The organism is Pseudomonas sp. HD57-3 (genome assembly GCF_056113135.1).
This window is the reverse complement of the sequence record NZ_CM148568.1, coordinates 1,722,351-1,739,335: the sequence shown is the minus strand read 5'-3', so window position 1 is coordinate 1,739,335 and position 16,985 is coordinate 1,722,351. Positions and strand designations below refer to the sequence as shown.

Below are 16,985 nucleotides of genomic sequence, written 5' to 3'. Positions count from 1 at the left end.
GTCCGGGCAATGCAGCACTGTTCAACCATCCGTGACCTCGACCTCGCATCCCAGCGACTGTTTTCAAGCCTTGTTCGGCATCAACCCCGGCAGCGCATGCACCAGCGCGTTGATGGCAAAACCGATGAACATGATCCCGCACAACCGGGTGATCGCCAGTTCATGGCGCTGGTACAGCGTACGCACCTGCCGCGCCCCGACGATGCCAATGAGGATAGCGTAGGCGAGCAATCCGCCGAGGAAACTCAAGGCGATCAGCATTGGCAGCATCGACCAGTTGAGCAATTCGGCGCGGCTCGACAGCAACGCAGTGAACGTTGCCACTGCCACCGGGTAAGCCTTGGGGTTGGTCAGCCCGAACAGGATGCCGTGCCAGAACGGCTGACGCGCCGCGCCCTGCGGCTGATCGCCGTTGCTGCGTTTGGCCCGCACTGCACGCCAGCCGAGCCAGAACAGGTACAGGCCGCTGAGTACGCCGAGTACATCGAACGCGGTGCTGCCGATTTCCCGGGCGCCGACAATCGCAATCAGCGCGGTGCTGCACCAGATCACATCGCCCAGCAGATGCCCGCACAGAAACCCCGCTCCGGCCCGCCGTCCACGTGCGGCGCCGATGCCGAACACCGCCAGCACACCCGGCCCCGGCGTGATGCCGTAAATGAAACCCGAGGCCAGCACGGCCATTAGCAACGATGGAGTCATGGAAAACCTGCAAGTCCCGGAAAACGTGGCCGCCAGTCTATCCCAGCGGTTTGTGAATATTCACGGCTCGTTGAAAAAACGCATCCCCGCATAGGGCTTTTGCCGACACGCGGCCAGTCGCGAGGCCAGATCACCTGCGTGGGCTTCGAGTTTGTGCCCGTCCGGGTCGAGGAAGTAGAACGACGCGCCTTCGCTGCGGTTATCGCGCCATTCCTGCACGTTGGCGGCGCGCAGCTGTTGCACGAACAGCGGGAAATCCGCCGCGGCGAGGCTGAAGGCGTAATGGGTGTAGTCGGCGGCGGGCTCGGGATGGCGTTGCGCATCGAGCGACAGGCACAACCACAGGCCCGGGAGCGACAGATAGGCACCGGCGTCCCAGGTGGCCTCGACTCGCAGCTTCAGCACGTCGCGGTAGAACGCGAGGCTGCGATCCAGATCGGTGACGGCGAGGGTCAGGTGGTTGAGGCCGGTGAGCATCGGGTCAGTAACCTCTGAGGTCTTCGGGGAGGGTGTATTGCTTGCCGTCGTAGGTCAGGGTGATTTGGGTTTTGGTCAGGTCGGTGGTTTTGGAAACGCACTCTTTGCCTGACTGGGTCGAGGTGTACACCACACCACTTGAGGAAACGATCAGATCAGCGAAGCCATTATGACTGGACGGGCCGATTTCCAAAGTCCTGAGGATTTTCGTGTCCTTGGTTTCGCACTCACCAGTGCCCTCGCCAAACTCCTTTCGAATAACCAGACCTTCCAGCACCGGGCGCAACTTGCTGCCTTCGCGCACATACAGCGCCAGATCGGCTCTTGCGTAGGGGTTGGCTCTTGAGAGATGGTCGGCAAAATCAGAACGCAGGCCAAAGGCGCGAACGTCCGACGCGAGACGGTATCGAGCCGTATCGATCTTCAAGTCATCAAAGCTGATCGCATCGGAGTTGTAGGCTCCAGGCTTGACGTAAGTCGCTAAAGGCTTGGCGTTCGCGGCGTTGAGGAGCGACAGCTCCAGATCGAACACGCCGTCGTGATCACCTTCGGAGTCGGACACGAATGTGGATTTTGCCGAGATCGCCTTGTCCGGGAAGGCCGGCCACACTTTGCAGCGTGACAGGGAGTGACCGTTGAATTTCTTTATCTCACAGGCGGCGTGGGCCTGAGTGGTTACGGCCAGGAAGCCGAGGACGATAAGAAGTCGGGTTGGTGTAAACATTGTTCTTCCTTGAAATAAGTCGCGTTGGCTCTGTATCACTCGATGGCTTTGAAACCTTTAGGCAAGACGTAAGACTTTCCGTCATACCGAAGCGTCGTCATCAGGGGTTTATCGGCCGTGGTCTTCAATTCGCAAGTGTCCGGTGGCCCCTCGCCCACAAGACTGGTAGTGACTGATTTAACAATCAGGTCGGCGTAACCGTGCGAACTGGTTTTACCGATTTCGATAGTACGATCCGTGTAATAACGCTCCCCCGCACAACCACCATCCCACTCGCCACCGTAGTCATACATCACCAGTCGATCCAGCACTGGACGCAACTTGTCGCCCTCCTTCACATAGAGCGACAACAGGACTTGATCCATAGGATTGACGCGGGAAGAGCCCTTGAATCTCACTCGAACGCCAAAAGCCCGAAGCTCGGTAGTGAGCTTGTAACGCGCCGTATCGAACTCCACGCTTTCCAATGCGATGGCATCGGACATGAATGCAGAGGGCAAGTGATAGGTGGCAATCGTTTTGGATTCATCTGTCGTTACCGACAACCCAAGGTCATAACTGCCGACGTCATTGTCCTTGCCATACACCGGATCGGGTGCAAACTTCGAGACCGCATTCAGGGTCAAGCCGGGATAAGCGAGCCACGCCTTGCACACTGAAAAATCCCGCGCGCCCGTCACAGCCTCAGGCACACAATCAGCCAGCACCTGCCCCGCCATCAACGCCCCACACAGCGCCACCCACCCAAAAACCCCAGACTTCACTGTCACCCCCCGCTCCTTGATGTTTTTCAGCCGCGCACTATCCCCTGCTCAATCCGCCGATTCAACCAGTTCAACGCCTGATCCCCGCCCCGCCGCTTGTGCCACGCCGATACAAAGGTGAACGGCGCAATTTCAAACGGTGGCGGCACGACGATCAACGATTCGTCATCCACCTCATTCAACGCCCGCGAAGCCACGGTCAAAATCAGATCCGTGCCGCTGATGAACCGTGGCGCAACGCTCCAGTGCGGCAGGCTGATGGCGACGCGGCGGCGTTCGCGCAGGGCGGTCAGGGTGCGTTCGATTTCCGGGGTGCCGCTGCCGCGCATTTCCAGCAAGACATGGGGACGGGAGAGATAGGTTGGCAGGTCGAGAACACCTCCGGCGGGAAGGCTCTGGCGATCCAGGAGGCAGACGTAACGTTCCTCGAACAGCGGCGTGCTGCGCAGTTCGCCGGGCAATTCGGGGAGTACGCCGGCGGCGAGGTCGATGTCGCCGTTGAGCAAGCCTTCGACCATGCCTTCGCGGCTGGCATGGCTGATTTGCAGGTCGATGCCCGGTGCTTCCGCGCGCAACGTGCGAATCAGCCCCGGCAGGATGATCGCCGCGCCGTAGTCCGACATCGCTAGGCGAAAGGTCCGACGGGCGCTGGCCGGGTCGAAGGTGTTCGGCGCCAGCAGCGATTGCACCTGAGCCAGAGTTTCCGCCAGCGGAGCCGCCAGCTCCAGCGCCCGTGCGGTAGGCGCCAGCCCCGAACCGGCACGCACCAGCAACGGATCACCGAGCAAGTCGCGCAGACGCGCCAACGCATGGCTGACTGCCGGTTGGCTCAGGTGCAGACGCTCGGCGGCGCGGGTCACATGTTGCTCGCCGAGCAAGGCGTCAAGGATTACCAGCAGGTTGAGGTCGATGCGGCGCAGATCATTCATTCGATGCATGTTCCGGATACCAAAACAGAATTTAAATCTGCTCGACGAATACCCTAGAGTCCAGCAAAACCTTGCCGGAGAACGATCATGGGAACGATGCAGTGGGTCGGATTGCTGCTGTTGGCGGTATTCGCCGGGGCGGTGGTGCCGTTTCAGAGTGCGATCAACATCAATCTGTCGCGCGGGTTGGGGCATCCGCTGTGGGCGACGCTGACCTCGCTGGTGGTGAGCGTGCTGGTGCTGTTGCCGGTGATTGTCGCTCTGCGACTGCCGTTGCCGTCGCTGGCCCTCGCCAGCAAGCTGCCGTTGTGGATGTGGACCGGCGGCGCGTTCGGGGTGTGCTTCGTCGCATTGGCGGTGGTGTTGCTGCCGAAGCTGGGGGCTTCGGGATTTCTGGCGCTGGCTTTGGCCGGGCAAATGATCACGTCAATCGTGCTGGATCATTTCGGCCTGTTCGGGCTGGTAGAGAGGCATCTGACATTGCCGCGCCTGTTCGGCGCGGTGTTGTTGATGGCGGGGGGGGTGCTGATTCAGTTTGGTGATACCGCCGCCAAGTCCCTGGCACCGGCGAGCTGATCGTTCCGGATATCGAAACGACTAGCCCGTGACCTCAGTCCTATCGAGCGTAATGCCTCAAAAGGTGCTGCGGAAAATCTCCTCGATCTGTCGCTGATCCGCCGCCCGCGGATTGGTGAAGCCGCAGGCGTCTTTCAGGGCGTTGGCGGCGAGTACCGGAATGTCGGTGCACTTGGCGCCCAGATCACGCAACCCGCCGGGAATCTCGACGTCTTTGGCCAGGCAACGGATCGCCGCAATCGCGGCTTGCGCGCCCTCCTCCGGACTGAAACCGCGAATATCGGCCCCCATGGCGTGGGCCACATCGGTCAGGCGATCGGCACAGACCAGCGCGTTGAACGTCTGCACATGCGGCAACAACACCGCGTTGCACACGCCGTGAGGCAGATCGTAGAAACCGCCCAACTGGTGCGCCATCGCGTGCACGTAACCGAGGGACGCATTGTTGAACGCCATGCCCGCGAGGAACTGCGCGTACGCCATGTTTTCCCGCGCAGCGAGGTCGCTGCCGTCGCGCACGGCCAGGCGCAGGTTGTTGCTGATCAGGGTCATGGCTTTCAGCGCACAGGCGTCGGTGATCGGGTTGGCGGCGGTGGAGACGTAGGCTTCGATCGCGTGGGTCAGTGCGTCCATGCCGGTCGCGGCAGTAAGGCCCTTCGGCATGGCGACCATCAGCGCCGGGTCGTTGACCGACAGCAGCGGCGTGACGTTGCGGTCGACGATGGCCATTTTCACGTGGCGGGTTTCGTCGGTGATGATGCAGAAACGGGTCATCTCGCTGGCCGTGCCGGCGGTGGTGTTGATGGCAATCAGCGGCAGTTGTGGCTTGACCGATTGATCGACGCCTTCGTAGTCGCGAATCTGCCCGCCATTGGTGGCGCACAACGCGATGCCCTTGGCGCAGTCGTGGGGCGAGCCGCCACCGAGGGACACCACAAAATCGCAGCGACTGTCCTTGAGCAGCGCCAGCCCGGCCTCGACGTTGGCGATGCTCGGGTTGGGTTTGGCGCCGTCGAAGATCACTGAATCGATGTCCTGCATCGCCAGTTTTTCGGCAATCATCGTCGCCACGCCGGCCTTGGCCAGACCGGCATCGGTGACGATCAGCGCCTTGCGAAAACCGTAGTTGCGGATCGCGTTCATGGCATCGTCGAGGCAGCCGCTGCCCATGATGTTTACCGCGGGAATGAAAAAGGTGCTGCTCATGGCGCGTCTCCTGGCTGGGGCCGAATCGACGCTTGCAATTCGGCGGGTGCGCAAAGGATCGACCGATCGGTCACGGCGGATGTTGATCTGGCTCAATGCCCGCTCGTGATAAAGTCGCCGTCCATCTGCCCCTTTGTTTTGAGACGTGCCCTGCAATGACCGATTTTCTGGATGTCGACGCCACCCTCGAAGACTGGAACGCGTTGCGCGCCACCACCGACTTCAGCGGTCTGCTGCTGGGCAACGGCGCCAGTCGCGCGGTGTGGGACGATTTCGGCTACGACTCGCTGTTCGAAAACGCCCGCACGGTGGAAGAAAAGCCCCTGAGCCCGTCGGAACTGAGCGTGTTCGACGCGATGCAGACGCGCAGCTTCGAGCAGGTGCTCGGCGCGCTGAAAACCACCAGCCGGGTCAACAAGGCTTTGGCCGTCAGCTCGGCCGCGCCGCGCAACCGCTACTACGCGATCAAGGAAGCGCTGATCAACACCGTGCACGCGGTGCACATCCCGTGGCGGCTGATCGAAGCCTCGACTTTGGCGACCCTGAACAGCGAACTGGCGCGTTATCGCACGGTGTTCACCACCAATTACGACCTGCTCAATTACTGGGCTTTGCAACATCAGGGCGAGGTGATCGACGACCTGTTCAACGGCCCCGATGCGAGTTTCGATCTGTGCGAAAGCAGCACGGAAAAACCGCGTCTGCTGTACCTGCACGGCGGTCTGCATCTGGTGCGCAACCAGGACGGCACCGCCCGCAAACTGACTGCCACCGAGGGCACGCTGCTCGGCAGTTTCGCGATCAACAACACGATCAAGACGCTCGACGACGTGCCGCTGTTCGTCAACGAAGGGCCGAGCGCCGACAAGCTCAAGACCATCCGCAGTTCCGATTACCTGTCGTTCTGCTACGACCAGTTACTCGGTCACGGCGACAACCTGTGCATCTTCGGCCACGCCCTCGGCGAACAGGACAGCCACCTCGTGCGCGCCCTGCGTCTGGCGAAACCGAAAACCGTGGCGATTTCGATCTACCCGCGCAGCGCGGCGTTCATCCAGCACCAGAAGCGCCACTACGCAAAAGTGTTCGAAGGTACGGGTGCCGAATTGCGCTTCTTTGATTCCAAGAGCCATGCGCTGGGGAATCCGAAGCTGTCGGTGCCGGTCGAGGTCTGATTACTCCTCGCTGCTGTGCACCACCACCAGCAACTGCGCCTGCACCTCGCCCACTGAGCGGATGCGATGGGGTTTCTGCGCATTGAAGTGCAGCGCGTCGCCCCGCTCCAGCAGCACCCGTTCGTTCACGAAGTCCACTTCGACCTGGCCTTCGTGGACGAACAGAAACTCCTCGCCCAAGTGTTCCTTGAAGGTTTTGTCAGTGAATTCGCTCGGCGGATAAATGATGAACGGCAGCAAACTGCGCTCGCTGACCTGATGAGCCAGCACCGCGTAGCCTGGGCTGTGGTCGTTGGCCGCCAGCGACTGGCGTTCGTGGCTGCGCACCAGGCTGTAGCTGTCGAGGCTGACGTTGTCTTCGGAGAACAGCTCTTCGACTTTGACGTTCAGCGCCTTGGCCAGTTTCAGCGCGGCGGCAATCGACGGCGTGTTCAACCCGCGCTCGACCTTCGACAGGTAACTCTTGGTCATGCCGGATTTCTCGGCCAGCGCCTCAAGGGTTACGCCAAGTTTTTTTCTCAATAATTTCAAACGGATAGACATGCGAAGCGATTAATCCAGCAAAGGAAAGACGATTTGTCCTTGCCAATGACACAAAGTGTCATATAGCCTCTTAAGTGTCATCCATGGCAACCACCACAGGACACGGATATGGCGAAGACATTAGCACTACCCAAAGACGAACTGGTCAAGCAAGCGCTGACCCAGATGCAAAAAAGCCTGGCGGATAATACGTGGACAGACCGGCAAAAGCTGGCCCTGACCTGCCGGATCCTGTTCGAGAACGGCCACGATTCGGGCCTCGCCGGGCAGATCACCGCCCGTGGCCCGCAGCCGGGCACTTACTACACTCAGCAACTGGGCCTGGGTTTCGACGAAATCACCGCGAGCAATCTGCTGCTGGTCAACGAAGACCTGGAAGTGCTCGAAGGCCACGGCATGGCCAACCCGGCCAACCGTTTCCACAGCTGGGTGTACCGCGCCCGGCCGGACGTGAACTGCATCATCCACACTCACCCGACGCACATTGCCGCGCTGTCGATGCTGGAAGTGCCGCTGCAGATTTCCCACATGGACCTGTGCCCGCTGTACGACGATTGCGCGTTCCTTGAAGGCTGGCCGGGTGTGCCGGTGGGCAACGAAGAAGGCGAGTTGATTGCCGGGGCCTTGGGCGACAAACGGGCGATCCTGCTTTCCCACCACGGTCAGCTGTCCACCGGGACGACCATCGAGGAAGCCTGTGTCATCGCGCAACTGATCGAGCGCGCCGCCAAACTGCAATTGCTGGCAATGGCCGCCGGGACGATCAAACCGATCATTCCCGAACTGGGTCGCGAGGCGCATGACTGGGTGTCGAAACCGAAACGCCACGCCGCAGCCTTCAACTACTACGCCCGGCAGAACCTGCGTCAGCACGCCGATTGCCTGAACTGAACACTTCATCCTTGCGGAGCACTCTCATGTCCAACATTCACGGCATCATCGGCTACACCATCACCCCGTTCGGCGCCAACGGCGAAGGCGTTGACCTGCCGGCCTTCGGCCGCTCCATCGACCGTCTGATCGCCGGCGGCGTCCACGCCATCGCGCCACTGGGCAGCACCGGCGAAGGCGCCTACCTGAGCGATGCGGAGTGGGATCAGGTCGCCGAGTTCAGCATCAAGCACGTGGCCAAGCGCGTACCGACCGTGGTCAGCGTGTCCGACCTGACCACCGCCAAAGCGGTACGCCGCGCCCGTTTCGCCGAAGCCCATGGCGCCGACGTAGTGATGGTGCTGCCGACGTCCTACTGGAAGCTGACCGAGGCGGAAATCCTCGCCCACTACCGCGCCATCGGCGACAGCATTGGCGTGCCGATCATGCTCTACAACAACCCGGCCACCAGCGGCACCGACATGTCGGTGGAGCTGATCCTGCGCATCGTCAACGGCGTGGAAAACGTGACCATGGTCAAGGAGAGCACCGGCGACATCCAGCGCATGCACAAGCTGCAACTGCTCGGCGAAGGCCGGGTGCCGTTCTACAACGGCTGCAACCCGCTTGCGCTGGAAGCCTTCGCTGCCGGGGCCAAAGGCTGGTGCACGGCAGCACCGAACCTGATTCCGCAGCTCAATCTGGATTTGTACGAAGCCACACTGGCGGGGGATCTGGGCAAGGCGCGGGAGCTGTTCTACCGCCAGTTGCCGCTGCTGGACTTCATCCTCAAGGGCGGTTTGCCGGCGACGATCAAGGCCGGTCTGCGACTCACCGACCTGGAAGTCGGCGATCCGCGTTTGCCGGTGTTCCCGCTGAGCGAAGCTGGGCGTGATCAGTTGCAGGCCATTCTCAAAAGCCTGAGCTGATCTCAAGGTACACACCAACCCTTGTGGGAGCGAGCTTGCTCGCGATGAGGCCATCAGATCCGACAACGATGTCGACTGATGAACCGTCATCGTCGGATCGCCGCCCGGAGCAAGCTCGCTCCCACAGGTTTTTGTGCTGGATTCAAAGAACCGGCAAGGTCTTGTCCTTGATCACCTTCGTCGGCCCGTTGGTCTTCACGGCAGCAATGCCTTTGGCACACGCCGCGTCCGATGAATAGGATTCGCTGCTGCCGATGATCTGGTGATTGGCCGCCTTGAGGTTGAAGTAGGGATGGCCGTCCTTCGTCGATTTTTTCTCGTAGCGTTCGTCCAGCGGGCTGTTGGTCTGCACCGAGGCGATGCCGTTTTCGGCGGCCGTGCGGCTGGTGTACAGCTCGCTGGTCAGAATGGTTTCGGCATTCGCCGCTTTCAGCACGAACTTGTACTGGCCGTTGCTGCTTTTGCTCAACTCATACCATCCGGACATGGTGTTTCTCCTTATCGATGTGTCACAGGGTGATTTTGGTTCCAAGCAACCCTAGGAAACCCGCTAGCCAGTTCGGGTGCGCCGGCCAGGCAGGCGCGGTGGCCAGGTTGCCTTGGACATGACCGTCCGTGACCGGGATGTCGATGTAGGTGCCGCCGGCCAGCCGCACTTCCGGGGCACAGGCCGGATAGGCGCTGCACTCGCGACCTTCAAGAATCCCCGCTGCCGCCAGCAGTTGCGCGCCGTGACAGACAGCGGCAATCGGCTTGCCGGCCTTGTCGAAAGCACGCACCAGTTCGAGGACTTTTTCGTTCAGCCGCAGGTATTCCGGCGCACGGCCGCCGGGCACCAGCAGTGCGTCGTAATCCTTGGCATCGACCTTGGCGAAATCGAAGTTCAGGGCGAACTGGTGACCGGGCTTTTCGCTGTAGGTCTGGTCGCCTTCGAAATCGTGGATCGCGGTGCGCACGGTCTTGCCGGCAGCCTTGTCCGGGCACACGGCATGCACGGTGTGCCCGACCATTTGCAAGGCCTGGAACGGCACCATCACTTCGTAGTCTTCGACGTAATCGCCAACCAGCATCAATATCTTTTTCGCGGCCATGGACAGGACTCCTCTGGTGAATGCACAGGAATATTCACAGTAGCCCAAGGACCGCGATGGCGTTCGCAAACTGTATGGATAACTCTGCGCTCAGCTGTAACAGCCCGATTGCCGTGGTTTGTGGCTAGATGAAGACACCTCCCTGCCACCCTCGAATCTGGTTGCCCTCATGTCTTCGCGCGAAAACACCGGCATGGCCCTCGGCCTGCTCGGCGTGGTGATTTTCAGCCTTACCCTGCCCTTCACCCGCATCGTAGTGCAGGAACTGCACCCGCTGCTCAATGGCCTGGGCCGCGCGTTGTTCGCGGCGATTCCGGCAGCGGCGCTGTTGTTGTGGCGACGGGAAAAGTGGCCGAGCTGGAAGCAGGTCAAAGGCCTGAGCCTGGTGATCGCCGGGGTGATTCTCGGTTTCCCGGTGCTGTCGGCGTGGGCCATGCAGACCCTGCCGGCGTCCCACGGTGCGCTGGTCAACGGTTTGCAGCCGCTGTGCGTGGCGCTGTACGCGGCGTGGCTGTCCCATGAACGCCCGTCGAAAGCCTTCTGGGCCTGCGCCGCGTTGGGCAGTGCGCTGGTGCTGGGTTATGCGTTGTACACCGGCGCCGGCAGCATTCAGGCCGGGGATCTGTTGATGCTGGGTGCGATTGCGGTAGGCGGTCTGGGTTATGCCGAGGGCGGGCGGCTGGCCCGGGAGATGGGCGGCTGGCAGGTGATCTGCTGGGCGTTGGTGCTGTCGACGCCGCTGCTGATCGGCCCGGTGCTGTATCTGGCGCTCCAGCATCAGGGCGCGGTGTCGACGAAAACCTGGTGGGCCTTCGGTTATGTCGCGCTGTTTTCGCAGTTTCTGGGCTTCTTCGCCTGGTACGCCGGGCTGGCCATGGGTGGCATTGCCCGGGTCAGTCAGATCCAGTTGTTGCAGATCTTCTTCACCATCGCGTTTTCCGCGCTGTTCTTTGGGGAACACGTGGAGCCAATCACCTGGCTGTTCGCCTGCGGCGTGATCGCGACGGTGATGCTCGGGCGCAAGACCGCGGTGCGCCCGGCTCAACCGGGCACGTTACCGGCCGGGGTTCAGCTCAAGCCTTGAGCTTCAGCAAACCGTCAGCGAGCAGCAGGGTTTCGAGGCAGTGCTCGCTGATCTGGTAGAACGCCTTCAATTCCTGAATCTTCACCAGCAGCTGAGTCGGGTCCACCGGCTCGGCGCGCTTCACGGCGAGGATCATCTTGTTCTTGTTGGTGTGGTCCAGGGAGATGAACTCGAACACCTTGGTCTCGTAACCGCAGGCTTCAAGGAACAGCGCACGCAAGCTGTCGGTGACCATTTCCGCCTGCTGGCCCAGGTGCAGACCGTATTGCAACATCGGCTTGAGCAGCGCCGGGCTCTGGATCTGCAAGCGGATCTGTTTGTGGCAGCACGGCGAGCACATGATGATCGAGGCGCCGGAACGAATGCCGGTGTGGATCGCGTAGTCGGTGGCAATATCACAGGCATGCAGAGCGATCATCACGTCCAGCTCACTCGGCGCCACGCTGCGCACATCGCCGCATTTGAACACCAGCCCCGGGTGTTCCAGTTTCGCGGCAGCGGTGTTGCACAGGTTGACCATCTCTTCACGCAGCTCGACGCCGGTGACTTCGCCCTCGGCCTTCAGGGTGTTGCGCAAATAGTCATGAATGGCGAACGTCAGGTAACCCTTGCCCGAACCGAAATCCGCCACCCGCACCGGTTTGTCCAGGGCCAGCGGCGATGAGGTCAGCGCGTGACTGAACACTTCGATGAACTTGTTGATCTGCTTCCACTTGCGCGACATCGCCGGGATCAGCTCGTGCTGGGCGTTGGTCACGCCCAGATCCTTGAGGAACGGCCGGTTCAGATCGAGGAAGCGGTTCTTCTCGCGGTTATGCTCGGCGGATGGCACTTCGCGCAATTGCTGGGGTTTGCTCATGAACAGCGAGCTCTTGCCCTTTTTGCTGTATTCGAGCTGGGCTTCGTCAGTCAGCGCCAGCAAATGCGCATTCTTGAACGCCGACGGCAGCAGCCCGGCAATCGTCGTCACCGCTTCGTCCAGCGGCAGGTTCTTGGTGATATCGCGGGTCTTGTAGCGATAAACGAAGGACAGGCACGGCTGCGCCTTGACCGTCACAGGCTTGATGATGATCCGCTGCAGATCCGCTTCTTCGCCGACGTACTTGGCCAGCACCAGTTTGATGAAGCCGTTCTGTTCGAGGCTGGTTTGCAGCAGCTCGATGAACCGGGCGTGGTGATCGGGCGCCGGTTTGGCAGATGCGGAAGGAGCGGTAACAGACATGGGAAAAAGCGGCCTCGGACGGGCAAATCGGGAATGGCCGCTAGTTTAGGGGGGATGGCGTTCGAGGGCACGGCTAATTTCCCGAACGGCTTATCCCAGCACCACCAACCGATTCGGTAACTCGTTCCTCACCTGCGTCACCGGCACATGCACCTTGAGCAACTCGCCGCACGCCTCGATACAAGTGACAAACCCCTGCAACGTCTGCCCCTGCCGCACCTGCTCGGTAAACGCCGCAACAATCGCGTCCCAGCTCTTGTTATCCAGCTTTTTGGAGATCCCTTCATCCACCAGGATCTCCACATACCGCTCCGCCTCGCAGACAAAAATCAGCATGCCGGTGCTGCCCACCGTGTGGTGCAGGTTCTGTTCGAGAAACTGCCGCCGCGCCAGATTCGAAGCACGCCAGTGGCGGACGTGGCGCGGGATCAGATGAGTGGTGACCTTGGGCAGGCGAAACACCAGGCACAGCACGACAAAACTGACCCACTGCACCAGCAACAGGCTGTGCATCGTCAGCCAGCCGGTCAGGTAGTGCACGATACCCGGCACCACCAGCGCCAGCAGGCTCGCCCACAGCAGCGGGATGTACGCGTAGTCGTCGGCACGGGCCGCCAGCACCGTCACCAGTTCGGCGTCGGTGTCGCGCTCGACCCGGGCGATGGCCTCGGCGACCTTGCGTTGTTCGTGTTCAGTCAGTAATGCCATGTCGTGAAGTGCCTGCTCATTATTGTTATCACCAGCCGCCGGAGGACCCGCCCCCACCGAAACTGCCACCGCCGCCGCTGAAGCCCCCGCCTCCACCGCCGCCGCCAAAACCACCGCCACCAAAGCCGCCCCCTCCTCCGGAGCCGCCCCGGCCGGCGGGAAGGATACCGAGCATCTGGCAGACAAAAACAGTCAGGATGAACAACATCACCAGAAATACGAACAACGCCGGGTGGCGCGAGACGAAATCATCGGCGGGATCGCCAGCCGATTCATACACCGTGGACGGTTCGTCCAGCGGATTGCCGCCCAGCACCACCAGCATCGCCGCGACTCCATCGCTGATGCCCTTGCTGAAATTTCCGGCCTTGAACGACGGCGTGATCACCTGATGGATGATCACCGAGCTCTGGGCATCGGTCAGGCGATCCTCCAGCCCGTAGCCGACTTCGATGCGCAATTTGCGCTCGTCCCGGGCGACGATCAACAGGGCGCCGTTGTTCTTGTCCTTCTGGCCGATGCCCCAATGCCGGCCGAGTTCGACGCCATAGTCCTCGATGGTGGCGCCTTGCAGATTCGGTAACGTCACCACCACCAACTGTTCGCCGGTCGCCTGTTCGTGGGCTTGCAACTGTTGGCTCAGTTGCGCGCGCACCGACGGCTCGATCATCTGCGCCTCGTCCACCACCCGCCCGGTCAGCGCCGGAAAGGTCAACTCGGCCTCGGCGCTGACGGCGAACAGCCACAGCATCAGCACCAGGCCCATCTTCAACACACGCATGGGCATCCCCGGCTCAGAACTTCACTTCCGGGGCCTTGTCCGCGCCGGGGCTGGTGGCTTCGAAGGTCTCGCGGACCGGCAAATTGCTGTACATCACGCTGTGCCACAGACGACCGGGAAAGGTGCGGATCTCGGTGTTGTATTTCTGCACCGCCAGAATGAAATCCCGACGCGCCACGGCGATGCGGTTTTCCGTGCCCTCAAGTTGCGATTGCAGGGCGAGGAAGTTCTGGTTGGCCTTCAGATCCGGATAACGTTCGGACACCACCATCAACCGGCTCAAGGCACCGGTCAGTTGATCCTGGGCCTGCTGGAACTGCTTGAGTTTTTCCGGATTGTCGAGAGTGCTGGCATCGACCTGGATCGACGTCGCCTTGGCCCGCGCCTCGATAACTGCCGTCAGGGTTGCTTCCTCGTGTTTGGCATAGCCCTTCACGGTTTCCACCAGATTGGGGATCAGGTCGGCGCGCCGCTGGTACTGGTTCTGCACCTGGCCCCAGGCGGCCTTGGCCTGTTCGTCGAGGGTCGGGATGTTGTTGATGCCGCAAGCGGTCAACAACGTGGCCAGCACCAGCAGGGTGGCGACCTGCAAACGCGAGCGGTAGACAGGACTGACATTCATCGGACGGGTGCTCCCTTGCACATTTCATGAATAATGAATCGCGAAACATTCTCAGCCGGCGGTTGGGGCATAATCGCCCGCGCCACTGGATTGCAGCGGGCCGATGGGCTAAAAAGAGGCCCTGCGCGATCACGTCGCCGAAACTTTCGACGTACATTCGGCTGTCGTTTTCTGAATCAGCACCCGAACAACAATAGTCGCTCCCTAAATTTTGGCTGGCCGGCATTGCAACGCCGTTTAGGCCCTTGAGAAAACTATTCATGAAGAAGCTGTGTTTGCTGGGCCTGTTCGTCAGCCTGGCCAGTCATCAGGTACTGGCCGCCACGACCCCGGTACCCCTGGAAAACAAGGATGCGTTCATCAGTAACCTGATGAAACAAATGACCCTCGACGAGAAGATCGGCCAGTTGCGCCTGATCAGCATCGGCCCGGAAATGCCCCGCGAGCTGATCCGCAAAGAGATCGCCGCCGGCAACATCGGCGGCACCTTCAACTCGATCACCCGCCCGGAAAACCGTCCGATGCAGGACGCTGCCATGCGCAGCCGCCTGAAGATCCCGATGTTTTTCGCGTACGACGTGATCCACGGTCACCGTACGATTTTCCCGATTCCGCTGGCCCTGGCATCGAGCTGGGACATGGACGCCATCGGCCAGTCCGGTCGCGTCGCTGCTAAAGAAGCTGCCGCCGACAGCCTCGACATCACCTTCGCGCCGATGGTCGACATCTCCCGCGACCCGCGCTGGGGCCGCAGCTCCGAAGGTTTCGGTGAAGACACCTACCTGACCTCGCGCATCGCCAAAGTCATGGTCAAGGCCTATCAGGGCGAGACCCCGAGCGCAGCCGACAGCATCATGGCCAGCGTCAAGCACTTCGCCCTATACGGCGCTGTTGAAGGCGGTCGCGATTACAACACCGTCGACATGAGCCCGGTAAAGATGTACCAGGACTACCTGCCACCGTACCGCGCCGCGATTGATGCCGGCGCCGGTGGCGTGATGGTGGCGTTGAACTCGATCAATGGTATTCCGGCCACCGCCAACACCTGGCTGATGAACGATCTGCTGCGCAAGGACTGGGGCTTCAAGGGTCTGGCGGTCAGCGACCACGGCGCGATCTTCGAACTGATCAAGCACGGCGTGGCCCGCGACGGTCGTGAAGCGGCGAAGCTGGCGATCAAGGCCGGCATCGACATGAGCATGAACGACACCCTGTACGGCAAAGAGCTGCCGGGGCTGCTCAAGTCCGGCGAGATCGAACAGAAAGACATCGACAACGCGGTGCGTGAAGTCCTCGCCGCCAAGTACGACATGGGCCTGTTCAAGGACCCGTACCTGCGCATCGGCAAGGCTGAAGACGATCCGGCCGACACCTACGCCGACAGCCGACTGCACCGCGCCGACGCCCGTGAAGTGGCGCGTCGCAGTCTGGTGCTGCTGAAGAACCAGAACGAAACCCTGCCGCTGAAGAAAACCGCCAAAGTCGCATTGGTCGGTCCGCTGGCCAAGGCTCCTATCGACATGATGGGCAGTTGGGCTGCCGCCGGTCGTCCGGCGCAATCGGTGACCCTGTTCGACGGCATGAGCAATGTGATCGGCGACAAGGCGAACCTGATCTACGCCCGTGGCGCCAACATCACCAGCGACAAGAAGGTTCTCGACTACCTGAACTTCCTCAACTTCGACGCCCCGGAAGTGGTCGATGACCCGCGCCCGGCCAACGTGCTGATCGACGAAGCGGTGAAAGCCGCCAAGGACGCCGACATTGTGGTTGCAGCCGTGGGTGAATCCCGTGGCATGTCCCACGAATCGTCGAGCCGCACCGACCTGAACATCCCGGAAAACCAGCGCGAACTGATCCGTGCCCTGAAAGCCACCGGCAAGCCATTGGTGCTGGTGCTGATGAACGGCCGTCCGCTGACGATCCTCGAAGAAAAAGAACAGGCCGACGCGATCCTGGAAACCTGGTTCAGCGGCACCGAGGGCGGCAACGCCATCGCCGACGTGCTGTTCGGCGACTACAACCCGTCGGGCAAACTGCCGGTGACCTTCCCGCGTTCCGTGGGCCAGATCCCGACCTACTACAACCACCTGAGCATTGGCCGGCCGTTCACGCCGGGCAAACCGGGCAACTACACCTCTCAGTATTTCGATGACACGACAGGCCCGCTGTTCCCGTTCGGTTACGGCCTGAGTTACACCAACTTCAGCCTGAGCGACATGGCGCTGTCGTCGACCACCCTGAACGCCACCGGCAAGCTCGACGCCAGCGTCATGGTCAAGAACACCGGCAAGCGTGACGGCGAAACCGTGGTGCAGCTGTATATCCAGGACGTCACCGGTTCGATGATCCGTCCGGTCAAGGAACTGAAGAACTTCCAGAAGATCATGCTCAAGGCTGGCGAGCAGAAGGTTGTGCACTTCACCATCACCGAAGATGACCTGAAGTTCTACAACGCCCAGCTCAAGTACGCGGCCGAGCCTGGCAAGTTCAACGTGCAGATCGGCCTGGATTCCCAGGACGTGACGCAGCAGAGCTTTGAATTGCTGTAATCCCGCGACCCGATCGTTCCCACGCTCTGC

At 61.1% G+C, this 16,985-nt stretch carries 19 protein-coding genes; 6 read left to right on the top strand and 13 right to left on the bottom strand.

Features of this window, described 5'->3' with window-relative positions:
• Positions 1 to 63 precede the first annotated feature (63 nt).
• From AC0R79_RS07835 to AC0R79_RS07815, 5 genes are read right to left on the bottom strand one after another with little or no spacing between them, the layout of a single operon-like run.
• Entirely contained in the window at positions 64 to 702 is a 639-nt protein-coding gene (locus tag AC0R79_RS07835; protein WP_039772730.1) for a LysE family translocator, read from the bottom strand.
• A 60-nt stretch (positions 703 to 762) separates the two neighbouring features.
• Entirely contained in the window at positions 763 to 1,179 is a 417-nt protein-coding gene (fos, locus tag AC0R79_RS07830; RefSeq protein ID WP_474733982.1) for a fosfomycin resistance glutathione transferase, read from the bottom strand.
• 4 nt (positions 1,180 to 1,183) lie between these two features.
• A complete protein-coding gene (locus AC0R79_RS07825) occupies positions 1,184 to 1,903 on the bottom strand; it encodes a PA3715 family protein (RefSeq protein WP_474733980.1) in 720 nt (239 codons plus the stop codon).
• 35 nt (positions 1,904 to 1,938) lie between these two features.
• The gene (locus AC0R79_RS07820) at positions 1,939 to 2,673 is read right to left on the bottom strand and encodes a PA3715 family protein (RefSeq protein ID WP_474733979.1); all 735 of its coding nucleotides are present in this window, start codon (positions 2,671 to 2,673) and stop codon (positions 1,939 to 1,941) included.
• Between the two features lie 20 nt (positions 2,674 to 2,693).
• On the bottom strand, positions 2,694 to 3,605 hold the full coding sequence (locus AC0R79_RS07815; protein ID WP_170929364.1) for a LysR family transcriptional regulator: 912 nt from the start codon (positions 3,603 to 3,605) through the stop codon (positions 2,694 to 2,696).
• A 78-nt stretch (positions 3,606 to 3,683) separates the two neighbouring features.
• Here AC0R79_RS07815 and AC0R79_RS07810 point away from each other — a divergent pair, with 78 nt between their 5' ends.
• Positions 3,684 to 4,172 (top strand): DMT family transporter, encoded by a 489-nt coding sequence (locus AC0R79_RS07810; protein ID WP_474733977.1) that lies wholly within the window; start codon positions 3,684 to 3,686, stop codon positions 4,170 to 4,172.
• A gap of 57 nt (positions 4,173 to 4,229) precedes the next feature.
• Here the strand turns inward: AC0R79_RS07810 and yiaY are convergent, their stop codons facing one another.
• Positions 4,230 to 5,378, bottom strand: coding sequence for an L-threonine dehydrogenase (gene yiaY, locus AC0R79_RS07805; RefSeq protein WP_474733975.1), 1,149 nt, complete (start codon positions 5,376 to 5,378; stop codon positions 4,230 to 4,232).
• Between the two features lie 155 nt (positions 5,379 to 5,533).
• Here yiaY and AC0R79_RS07800 point away from each other — a divergent pair, with 155 nt between their 5' ends.
• Positions 5,534 to 6,553, top strand: a complete 1,020-nt coding sequence (locus AC0R79_RS07800) for a DUF4917 family protein (RefSeq protein WP_474733973.1) — start codon at positions 5,534 to 5,536, stop codon at positions 6,551 to 6,553.
• Here the strand turns inward: AC0R79_RS07800 and AC0R79_RS07795 are convergent, their stop codons facing one another.
• Complete coding sequence (locus tag AC0R79_RS07795) at positions 6,554 to 7,096, bottom strand: helix-turn-helix domain-containing protein (protein WP_007957913.1); 543 nt, start codon at positions 7,094 to 7,096, stop codon at positions 6,554 to 6,556.
• A gap of 108 nt (positions 7,097 to 7,204) precedes the next feature.
• Between AC0R79_RS07795 and AC0R79_RS07790 the strand changes: the two genes are divergently transcribed.
• Together AC0R79_RS07790 and AC0R79_RS07785 are read left to right on the top strand one after the other, a co-directional pair.
• Entirely contained in the window at positions 7,205 to 7,987 is a 783-nt protein-coding gene (locus AC0R79_RS07790; protein ID WP_007957912.1) for an aldolase, read from the top strand.
• Positions 7,988 to 8,013: 26 nt separating this feature from the next.
• Positions 8,014 to 8,895 (top strand): dihydrodipicolinate synthase family protein, encoded by an 882-nt coding sequence (locus tag AC0R79_RS07785; RefSeq protein ID WP_474733971.1) that lies wholly within the window; start codon positions 8,014 to 8,016, stop codon positions 8,893 to 8,895.
• A 142-nt stretch (positions 8,896 to 9,037) separates the two neighbouring features.
• On the opposite strand, the gene AC0R79_RS07780 is transcribed toward AC0R79_RS07785, so the two are convergent.
• Both AC0R79_RS07780 and AC0R79_RS07775 read right to left on the bottom strand, forming a co-directional pair.
• Positions 9,038 to 9,382 (bottom strand): YegP family protein, encoded by a 345-nt coding sequence (locus AC0R79_RS07780; protein WP_474733969.1) that lies wholly within the window; start codon positions 9,380 to 9,382, stop codon positions 9,038 to 9,040.
• 22 nt (positions 9,383 to 9,404) lie between these two features.
• Positions 9,405 to 9,986 (bottom strand): DJ-1/PfpI family protein, encoded by a 582-nt coding sequence (locus tag AC0R79_RS07775; protein WP_085605454.1) that lies wholly within the window; start codon positions 9,984 to 9,986, stop codon positions 9,405 to 9,407.
• A gap of 169 nt (positions 9,987 to 10,155) precedes the next feature.
• Between AC0R79_RS07775 and AC0R79_RS07770 the strand changes: the two genes are divergently transcribed.
• Positions 10,156 to 11,070, top strand: coding sequence for a DMT family transporter (locus tag AC0R79_RS07770; RefSeq protein ID WP_474733967.1), 915 nt, complete (start codon positions 10,156 to 10,158; stop codon positions 11,068 to 11,070).
• On the opposite strand, the gene AC0R79_RS07765 is transcribed toward AC0R79_RS07770, so the two are convergent.
• From AC0R79_RS07765 to AC0R79_RS07750, 4 genes are all read right to left on the bottom strand, one after another.
• Positions 11,060 to 12,292, bottom strand: coding sequence for a class I SAM-dependent methyltransferase (locus AC0R79_RS07765; protein WP_007957905.1), 1,233 nt, complete (start codon positions 12,290 to 12,292; stop codon positions 11,060 to 11,062). The genes AC0R79_RS07770 and AC0R79_RS07765 overlap by 11 nt on opposite strands.
• A 90-nt stretch (positions 12,293 to 12,382) precedes the next feature.
• Entirely contained in the window at positions 12,383 to 13,000 is a 618-nt protein-coding gene (locus AC0R79_RS07760) for a TPM domain-containing protein (protein WP_375745825.1), read from the bottom strand.
• A 28-nt stretch (positions 13,001 to 13,028) separates the two neighbouring features.
• Positions 13,029 to 13,781: a TPM domain-containing protein gene (locus AC0R79_RS07755; protein WP_474733964.1), complete on the bottom strand. Its 753-nt coding sequence runs from the start codon at positions 13,779 to 13,781 to the stop codon at positions 13,029 to 13,031.
• Between the two features lie 13 nt (positions 13,782 to 13,794).
• A complete protein-coding gene (locus tag AC0R79_RS07750; protein WP_474733962.1) occupies positions 13,795 to 14,403 on the bottom strand; it encodes a LemA family protein in 609 nt (202 codons plus the stop codon).
• 260 nt (positions 14,404 to 14,663) lie between these two features.
• Here AC0R79_RS07750 and bglX point away from each other — a divergent pair, with 260 nt between their 5' ends.
• Positions 14,664 to 16,955: a beta-glucosidase BglX gene (bglX, locus tag AC0R79_RS07745; RefSeq protein WP_258713003.1), complete on the top strand. Its 2,292-nt coding sequence runs from the start codon at positions 14,664 to 14,666 to the stop codon at positions 16,953 to 16,955.
• Positions 16,956 to 16,985 lie beyond the last annotated feature (30 nt).